This window comes from Pantoea septica (assembly GCF_002095575.1).
In the GTDB taxonomy this organism is placed as follows: Bacteria; Pseudomonadota; Gammaproteobacteria; order Enterobacterales; family Enterobacteriaceae; genus Pantoea; species Pantoea septica.
Genome location: NZ_MLJJ01000006.1, coordinates 146,051 through 153,633, shown reverse-complemented (window position 1 = coordinate 153,633; position 7,583 = coordinate 146,051). Strand labels below are relative to the sequence as shown.

The following is a 7,583-nucleotide window of genomic DNA, read 5'->3' as shown; positions in this document are numbered from 1 at the left end:
CCACGGCCATTTAAACATCGTAATACTCGCTGACGAATTACCCGCGCTATCCTGACCGCCAGAAAAAATGCCAGCACCCGAAACGGTTGCTGGCACCTTAATCTGGCTGCAGGGGTGAAAGCTGTCTATTCAACCGCTTAGCAAGCAATTTGTCTGTGATTCAGCCCGCAAAGCGCTATTAATTGCGCGCGACGCGCTCAAATTCAATCACCCAGACCCAGGGATTCACTTCCCAGCTGGTCGCGCCGTACTGCTTCTGCCACGCCTTGCGGTAGGCCTCTTTAGGCGACTCCGCATTCATGTTCATGGTGAAGAAGTTATTGAGGAAGTGGGAATCGGTTTGCACGCCCTCGGCCATGATGTCATCTTCGCTGATATCCTGAATTTTTTCCGCACGCACGGCGGTGATCTGCAGGTTGATGCGGCTGGCCCAGCGTGGCATGTGAATGGCGGTCTGCCAGCCGAACTGATCGGCTTCCGGGCCACCCTGGGCATGGTGTCCCAGCTCGTTGTTGTCGGCGCGGTACTGGCAAAACTCCGGCAGGCGGAACGGCGCCGGATCGCGCTCATACTCCGCCAGATCGTTTTCCGGCACGATAGGCCCACGCCAGGTTTCGCGCACCCAGAGAATATCGCCCGGCTTGCCGTATGGGCAGTGCTGGCTGATATCAGCCATCGACATCAGCTTATAGCCGTGCAGATGGTTAGCGTTAACGTCAAAGGCATGCACGCCTTCATGGTGATCCTGACCGGGTCCGAAAGACTGCGTTTTCATGATGCGCCGGGTCTGGGTTTGCTGGCCAACCAGCAGGGCGCGAACCCGCTGTTCGGAAAAAAGAATCGGCCGTTCTTTCATTGATTACCTCTGAATATAAATAAAACCCGGTGGACACACATTAAACCGCTGTCTTGCGCCTGCGTGTAGCGATGATGAATTTACATCAATCCGCTTAACAATTTGACGCCTTACAGTAACGGCAACACAACGATTTGCCTTTAGGAAAAAGCGAAAATGCAAAAAACGCACCAGTCCGAGTCTACTAAGTGGTCCCTTACCTGGTATAACCCGGATACAGTACGTTATATCGGACGTTTTTGAAACCTTTTCAGATTCTTTAACCTTCACAAAGCGAAGATATCCTGAGTGAGCATAGGTTTCATATCCGGTGAGCTTACTTGACGGCTTCAAAGGTAGCACGTCAATTTTGAGCGATATTAATAAGTTTTGCTTAAGATAATTGATATGGGTTAATGCTGAAAGTTTGTTAAAAGCTGGGATAATGCTTGAATTGGCGCTATAACTCGATCCCGGTCTCATTTTTTTCGAACCGGTTATGTCACTGCGCATTTTACACCACCCTGTGTCAAAAATTTGTCATCAGCCACTCGGTAAGATGACGTCCCACTGCGTACGGTCCGATGTTAAGACCGGTACCCAAACATTAACAGGGAGATAAGCCATGTCGCTCTCACTCTGGCAAACGCGCTTCGAAAGCTGGTTTCTGATTAACTGGGTTCATGATGACAAGGCGCACGATATCGCCCATTTGCGCCGTGTCTGGATGAGCGCGCAGCGCATTATGGCGGGCAGCGACGCCAGCCCGCTGGTCGTGCTCACCGCCTGCTACTTCCACGATGTGGTCAACCTGCCGAAAAATCACCCCGAGCGCCATCTTGCTTCGACCTATGCCGCCGAAGAGACCGCGCGCATCCTGACGCAGGATTTCCCCGACTTTCCTGACGCGCTGATCCCGGCGGTGTCGCACGCCGTTAAGGCGCACAGCTTCAGCGCTGCTATCGCGCCGGAAACCCTGGAGGCGAAAATCGTGCAGGACGCCGATCGGCTCGAATCGCTGGGCGCTATCGGGCTGGCGCGCGTGTTCTATACGGCCGGCGCGCTTAACCGGCCGCTGTTCGATAACGAGGATCCGCTCGGCAAGATGCGCGAGCTCAACGACGTCAACTGGACGCTCGATCACTTTCAGAAGAAGCTGCTGCGGCTCCCCGACACGATGCAGACCGAGGCGGGCAGGGCGCTGGCGCAGTATAACGCCGACTTCCTTGTGCACTATATGGCCAAGCTATGCGCCGAGTTGCAGGGCAATCTCACCAGCTTCGACGAGTCAGTGCTGCGCGATTTCAGTCTCTTACGCGCCTAATATTAAATTTTTGTGACAGTCTGTTAAACGGTCGTGACTTCCGCTACGTTGATGATAAATAACGAAGGGAGTAACAGAATGACCGAGACGGTAAATTTGACGATTAAGATCGATCCGGCGCTGAAAGAGCAGCTGAAACAGCTGGCGCTGGAGAATCAAATCTCAATGAGTCAGGAGATTGTTCAGCGTTTACAGGAGAGCCTGCTGCCGCCCACCGCCTCGGCGGTAGACAATCAGGACACGGCGGAAACCGCGTCAAACGCGTTTTCCGCGGAAGAGGTCAAACAGCTTCGCGCCCTGCTGAAGAAACAGACCAAGAAGAAGAAATAAAACGGACCCGTCGCAAGACGGGTTTTTTTATGGGCGGCGTTTACGCCTGCTCGATGCGGAACTGACGCACGCTCTGCGCCAGACGCGCCGCCTGCTGCTGCAGGGCGTCGGCGGCGTGCTGCTGCTGCGCGCTGAGTCCGGCGTTAGCCTGTAGCGTCTCGTCCAGCTTATGGATTTCGGCGGCGATGTGGCTGACGCGCGCGCTTTGCGCCGTGGCGTTCTGCTGTAGCGCCTGCAGCTGCACGGCGATATCGGCTACTGCGCTGCTGATGGTCTGAAACAGCGTTTCCAGCACCTTGACCTTATTAAAACCCTGAGCCACATGCTGCTGCGTGTGCTGGATCAAACCGTCGATGCGCTGCGTCGATCCGCTGCTCTGGCTGGAGAGCATGCCGATTTCCTTCGCCACCACCGAAAAACTGCGGCCGTAGACGCCGGCGTGGGCAGACTCAATCGCCGCGTTAAGCGCCAGCAGGCGCGTCTGGAGCGAGAGGCTATCCAGCATCTCGACGATCCCGGCAATATCCCCGGAGGCGGCGACAATCTGGCGCATCTGCGTCTCCATCTCATCTACCCGCGAGACGCACTGCTGCATCAGGCGATCGGCATCGTACGCCTGCTGCGTCGCCTGCCGCGACACCTGCGCGCTGCTCTCTACCTCATCTGCCACGCGGCGCAGCCGCTGCGACAAATGGGTGAAGCTGGCGTTTTGCGACTCATGCTGAGCGCTGACGCGCGCGTTACGCTGCTGCATCTCGCCTGCGCCCGCCGCCACGCCGGCGGCGATGGTATTGATCTCATAAACGATATGACGCAGCCCGTGCCGCATCTCTGCCATGGCGCTGAACAGCTGCCGCGTTTCGCGCGGCTGCAGCCGTCCGGCGGCGGGCGGCGGAAGCAGGTCGCCGGTGGCGATGCGCTGCAGCTGGCCGCTGGCGTGGCGCAGCGGCGCGATAACCCCGCGTGCCAGCAGCACGCCGCCCACCAGCAGCAGCGCGAACAACAGCGCGCTGACCAGCAGCGACAGGTTGCGGCTGTGCGTCATGCTCGCCAGCGTGCTGCGGTTGACCGCGTCGAGATCTCTGTTTGCCGCGTCCATCTCCGCGAACCAGGCGTCGTTAAACTGCTGCTGCCAGGCCTGCATCGGCACCATAAAAAAGGCGTCGATTTTATTATCCGTTAATCCTTTTAACTGCTCTTCCAGCCCCTTCGCCAGCAGCGTAAAGGCCTGCGCCAGCGCGCCGTTCTGGTCGGCCTGGTAGCGCGCGAACAGCGTTTTCGCCTGCTGCAGCGAGGCGCTGGCACTGTCGGCCAGGCTTTTCCAGCTGTCGACAGAGCCGCTCTGCTGATCCTGCATCAGATAGATGCCGGCGCGGTGGCTGCTGTCGCTGGCGGTAAGGAGCTCGATGCGCGCTTTATCGAGCAGGGCCAGCCTTTCCCGCAGTAACGCACTCTGCGCCAGCGCGCTTTGCGTATGGCTGACCTGCGCGGCGAGCAGCGTGACGCCCAGCGCCTGCAGCAGACAAAAGAGAATAACGAACAGGGTAAAGTTGCCGCGCAGGCTGCTGAGCCAGCCGGGAAATACCGGCATGCGCAGACGAAAGCGGCGAGAGAACAGCGTGACAGAGGACATAGCGCAACCTGAAAATAAAAGCGAGTATTCGCCGGTTGCGTGACAGCATTGTGACAGCGAGCGCATTCGCCGAAAAACAGCACAATGCGCGTGACTAAGCTAAACTCTGGACCTGTTATGCCTGGTTTATCTGCCTGATATAGGGCAACAGCAGCTTCGCCACCGCGGCGAAAACCGGCACTACCACCGAATTGCCGAACTGCTTGTAGGCCTGCGTGTCGGAAACCGGGATGCGGAAGCGGCGCTCGCCTGGGGCCTCGAAGCCCATCAGGCGCGCGCACTCGCGCGGCGAGAGGCGGCGCGGCCGGCGCGCCATATTGGCGGCGTTGCTGAAATCCGCTTCGCCCAGCGCGCGATCCCAGCCGCGATCGATAAGGATTTCCGAGCCGTCTTTGTAGTAGCGCGCCGAGAGGGTGCGAACGCAGACGTCGGCCTGACGCGGATCGTTCAGCCCGAAGCCGAAGCCGTTGCCTTTCGCTTTATGTTTTCTGGCGTAGTCGTAGAGGTAGCGCCACAGCTGGGCGGAAAGGATATATTTCTCTTCCGGCTCAGGCTCCAGCAGGCTTTGCAGGCTCGGCACCGCGGGCGGATAGAGCTGCTGGATCTGACGCAGCGACAGCGTGTTGCTGAAGGGATAGTCGCGGCGGATGCCAACCAGCACGATACGCTCGCGGTGCTGCGGCAGAAAGTGGCGCGCGTCGATGATTTTCGCGTCCGGCGCGGCGGCATCGGCGTCCGCCACGTCGTAGCCCAGTTCGTCCAGCGTCGCCATTATGATGGCGAAGGTGCGGCCTTTATCGTGGCTTTTGAGATTTTTGACATTCTCCAGCACGAAGATCGGCGGCTTTTTGGCGGCAATGATGCGAGCCACGTCGAAAAACAGCGTGCCCTGCGCTTCGCATTCGAAGCCGTGCGCGCGGCCCAGCGCATTTTTTTTGCTGACGCCCGCCAGCGAAAAGGGCTGGCAGGGAAAACCGGCCAGCAGCACCTGATGGTCGGGGATTGCCGCATCGATATGGCGATAGATAGCCGCCTCGTCGCGCAGGCCGTCTGGCTGGGTTATCAGGCGGATATCGGTATTAAAGCTGTGCTCTTGCGGGTCGCTGTAATGATTCGCCTTGTAGGTGCGCACCGCCTCTTTGTTCCACTCGCTGGTAAAAACGCACTTTCCGCCGATGGCGTCGAAGCCGCGGCGAATGCCGCCGATGCCCGCGAAGAGATCGACAAAGCGAAACAGCGGGTTGTCGTAGTGCGCCGGACGCGTCGGCAGCAGAGTGCGCAACAGCGTGAGTTCGCCTTCGCTCAGTGGCGGCAGCGCGCTTTTGTTTTGCCGCAGACGGGTCAGTTGCTGCGGCGTCCAGTCGTGGAAGCCCGCCTGGTGAAATGCCGCTGCTAAATCGCGCGCGGCGTAAATCGCCAGCGCCTGGCGCATCAGGTCAGCGGTTTCGCTATCGGCAGAGAGCAGGGGAGAAGCGGGTTCCGTCATTGCGGTGGCGTCATCGACAAGCATGCGTTTTTCCTTAACTGTGAACGGGCTATGCTAACACTCCTCTGGCTGTGAAGAAATTGGCGCGCGATGCCTTAAGGCCGCTGCAGGACGCATCGCCGGGATTTTACCCGCCTCGCTAAGCGCGGCGCAGGCTTTCGCTTTTAGTGAGTCAGGCTAAAGTTGATAGAGAAGGCAAAAAGGAGGCGCCATGGCCGATGTACACTCCAGCACGACGCGCAGCAAAAATATGCGTGCGATACGCCAGCAGGACACCGCCATTGAACTGCGGGTGGCGCAGCTGCTAAAGGATCGCGGTTTCGCTTACCGCGTTCAGGATAAGAACCTGCCGGGCCGCCCCGATTTCGTTCTGCTGGAGCAGCAGGCGATTATCTTCGTGCACGGCTGTTTCTGGCATCACCACCACTGCTATCTCTTTAAGGTGCCGGCGACGCGCACCGAGTTTTGGGTCGGCAAGATCAACAGCAACGTCGAGCGCGATAACCGCTATGTGCGCCAGCTGCAGGAGAGCGGCTGGAAGGTGCTGATTATCTGGGAGTGCGCGCTGCGCAACAAACTGCGGCTCAGCGATGGCGATTTGCAGGAGCGGCTGGAGGAGTGGCTGCTGGCGATGGACCAGAGCGCCGAGATCGATCACAACGGCATTCAGCACTATCGCCCGCGCTGAGGCCGCCTTGCCTTGTCGGCTTCGCCGGGTTAGATTTCGCCTTCCCCCGCGATCAGGAGTTGTGGATGAGCAGTATCAAACTGACGGTAAAACGCCTCTACCAGCTGCGCGACGAGCGCATGGTCAACGCCCATGCGACCGCACGCGTCTATATCGGCGACACCCTGGTCGCGACGGAGGAGATCACCGGCATGACGGAAAGCCCGGTCAGCAAATACCTGCATGCAGGCGAGCTGGCAGGGGCGGTCCGCGTAGAGTGGGAGTGCGACGGCATCGCTGACATTACCGTCGCGACGCTGGAACGCTGTCCCTGTTGTCAACATAACGAACCGGAATAAGGAAGACATTTTGGCAGGATCCAGCTTACTGACTTTATTAGATGATATTGCAACACTTCTGGATGATATTTCCGTCATGGGCAAAGTGGCGGCGAAAAAAACGGCGGGCGTGCTGGGCGACGATCTGTCGCTGAATGCGCAGCAGGTAACGGGCGTTAAGGCCAATCGCGAACTGCCGGTCGTATGGGGCGTCGCCAAGGGCTCTTTTCTCAATAAGCTGATCCTGGTACCGCTGGCGCTGCTGATCTCCGCTTTTGCGCCCTGGCTTATCACGCCGCTGCTGATGATCGGCGGCGCCTACCTCTGCTATGAAGGGGTGGAAAAAGTGCTGCACAGCCTGCAGCACGATAAGCAGGAGAAAAGCCCGGAGGCGCGTCAGCAGCGGCTGGACAAGCTGGCGCAGCAGGATCCGCGCGAATTCGAGAAGAACAAAGTCAAAGGCGCGGTGCGCACCGACTTTATTCTTTCTGCAGAGATTGTCGCCATTACCCTCGGCATCGTGTCCGATGCGCCGCTGCTTAATCAGGTTCTGATCCTCGCCGGCATCGCGATCCTGGTGACTATCGGGGTCTATGGCATCGTCGCCGCCATCGTTAAAATCGACGATCTCGGCTACTGGCTGAATGAGAAATCCTCCTCGGTCGCGCAGGGCATCGGTGGCTTCTTGCTGGCGTTCGCGCCCTGGCTGATGAAGATTCTGTCGGTGGTCGGCACGCTGGCGATGTTCCTGGTCGGCGGCGGTATCATTGTGCATGGCCTGACGCCGCTGCATCATCTGATCGAATCGATTACCGGCGATATGAGCGGGCTGGTGGGCAGTTTGCTCAGCAACGGCGCCAACCTGGTGCTCGGCTTTATCGTTGGGTCGATCGTGCTGTTAGCGGTGAATCTGATTGCTAAACTGCGCGGTAAATCGGTATAAAGCGCACTGCCATATGATGTGAAGTCA

The 7,583-nt window shown here is 58.5% G+C and carries 8 protein-coding genes; 5 read left to right on the top strand and 3 right to left on the bottom strand.

The annotated features are described in order from the left end of the window. Positions 1–178 precede the first annotated feature (178 nt). Positions 179–856 (bottom strand): ASCH domain-containing protein, encoded by a 678-nt coding sequence (locus tag HA46_RS05145; RefSeq protein WP_084882469.1) that lies wholly within the window; start codon positions 854–856, stop codon positions 179–181. A 604-nt stretch (positions 857–1,460) separates the two neighbouring features. Here HA46_RS05145 and HA46_RS05140 point away from each other — a divergent pair. Continuing rightward, positions 1,461–2,159 carry a phosphohydrolase gene (locus HA46_RS05140; protein ID WP_084882464.1) on the top strand — a complete coding sequence of 233 codons (699 nt, stop codon included), beginning with the start codon at positions 1,461–1,463 and terminating at the stop codon, positions 2,157–2,159. A 78-nt stretch (positions 2,160–2,237) separates the two neighbouring features. After that, entirely contained in the window at positions 2,238–2,489 is a 252-nt protein-coding gene (locus HA46_RS05135; RefSeq protein WP_033791383.1) for an Arc family DNA-binding protein, read from the top strand. A gap of 40 nt (positions 2,490–2,529) precedes the next feature. Here HA46_RS05135 and HA46_RS05130 read toward each other — a convergent pair whose 3' ends face one another. Further along, complete coding sequence (locus HA46_RS05130) at positions 2,530–4,122, bottom strand: methyl-accepting chemotaxis protein (RefSeq protein ID WP_084882459.1); 1,593 nt, start codon at positions 4,120–4,122, stop codon at positions 2,530–2,532. 115 nt (positions 4,123–4,237) lie between these two features. After that, positions 4,238–5,632, bottom strand: coding sequence for a DNA (cytosine-5-)-methyltransferase (gene dcm, locus HA46_RS05125; protein WP_084882454.1), 1,395 nt, complete (start codon positions 5,630–5,632; stop codon positions 4,238–4,240). Between the two features lie 187 nt (positions 5,633–5,819). Between dcm and HA46_RS05120 the strand changes: the two genes are divergently transcribed. The 3 genes from HA46_RS05120 (at position 5,820) to HA46_RS05110 (ending at position 7,556) form a co-directional block, all read left to right on the top strand. After that, positions 5,820–6,296, top strand: coding sequence for a very short patch repair endonuclease (locus HA46_RS05120; RefSeq protein ID WP_033791379.1), 477 nt, complete (start codon positions 5,820–5,822; stop codon positions 6,294–6,296). Between the two features lie 65 nt (positions 6,297–6,361). Further along, positions 6,362–6,634, top strand: a complete 273-nt coding sequence (locus tag HA46_RS05115; RefSeq protein WP_033791378.1) for a hypothetical protein — start codon at positions 6,362–6,364, stop codon at positions 6,632–6,634. Between the two features lie 10 nt (positions 6,635–6,644). Then, complete coding sequence (locus HA46_RS05110; protein WP_033791376.1) at positions 6,645–7,556, top strand: DUF808 domain-containing protein; 912 nt, start codon at positions 6,645–6,647, stop codon at positions 7,554–7,556. The last annotated feature ends 27 nt before the right edge of the window (positions 7,557–7,583 follow it).